2 protein-coding genes are annotated in these 1,136 nt (G+C 42.8%); both read right to left on the bottom strand.

Features of this window, described 5'->3' with window-relative positions; all coding sequences use genetic code 11:
- Window positions 1-477, bottom strand: a 477-nt coding sequence (locus PX484_RS03425) for an aldo/keto reductase (RefSeq protein WP_288102860.1), incomplete at its 3' end; no start/stop codon positions are given.
- Window positions 478-890: 413 nt separating this feature from the next.
- A partial coding sequence (locus PX484_RS03420; protein ID WP_288102858.1) for a slr1957 family protein occupies window positions 891-1,136 on the bottom strand: 246 nt, incomplete at its 5' end.

Raw genomic sequence — 1,136 nt, 5'->3', positions numbered from 1 at the left:
CGTGTCGAAATTAGTCAAGGCCAGGTGTTTAATTTTGCCTTCCTGTTGTAATTCTCCTAAAAAATATAAGGCATCTAGATAATTTTTATCGCGATAATCCCACCAGTGAAACTGCAATAAATCGAGACTATCCACATCCATGCGACGTAGGGAAATAGCGATATTTTTTTCGACTATTTCCTTAGTCATTTTACCCGGACGGGGAACCCATTTAGTGAAAGCTTGCAGATTATTTAAAGCATCAATGCCCCTTTGGGCGACTAATTGACGACGAAATTCACCGATAAAATCTTCGGCCGGACCGTAATGATCGGCCAGATCCCAAGTGGTGAAACCGCCATCTAGATAGGAGAACATACTAGAGATCGCTTTTTGGGGTGCGATCGAACCATGGGCGCCTGAAACTTGCCACATTCCGTTCAAAATACGACAAATTTCCAGATCGGGGGTAAACTGTAAGCGACGAGATTCGGACATGGGAATTATGAATTATGAATTATGAATTATGAATTGGGGAGGGGAGCATCTCACCTTTGTAACCCCTAAATCAGGTTTTTATGTCAAGCTATTTTGAAAGCCTTGCTAGAAAACAGTTTTAGGGATAAGTATAATTACTCACTTGCATAAATGAGATGCTCAATTGGGGAGTGGGGGGAGAGGGAAGTGGGGAGAAGGAAGTGGGGAGAATAAATAAAAATAATCTCCTGACTCCTAAATACTGACTCCTGACGGCTAAAAAGCCGATGAATCTACTTTCTTAAATTATCGCCCGATTTTACCCTGTTTCGTTGAACAGATCGATCGTACCTATCCAGAAAAAAGCGGCAAAGGGGAAGACTTTCGGAAAAATCTCCCCCTTTTTGGGTTTTTACTTCTCAATTTTTGCTGGGTTAATATTCCACTTCCAATCGCGCTGCGGTGACAGCATCAAAAGCGAAAGCGAGAACTATAGGCATGGGACAAGCGAGGGTGATACAGAGAATTAAAGCTGTCAAAGTCAATCCGATCGCCACTCCTAACCAAAGTTTTTCGGCAGGGGATAGACCTTTTTGGCGCTTAATGTTTTGTAACACTTTGGTGGGAATTGGTTCTGGCATCACGGCATTGGGAGGGAATGCCCAATAATTACTGTAGCG

Source organism: Microcystis sp. M49636_WE2 (assembly GCF_030065375.1).
In the GTDB taxonomy this organism is placed as follows: domain Bacteria; phylum Cyanobacteriota; class Cyanobacteriia; order Cyanobacteriales; family Microcystaceae; genus Microcystis; species Microcystis aeruginosa_C.
This window is presented reverse-complemented; position numbering and strand designations above follow the sequence as displayed.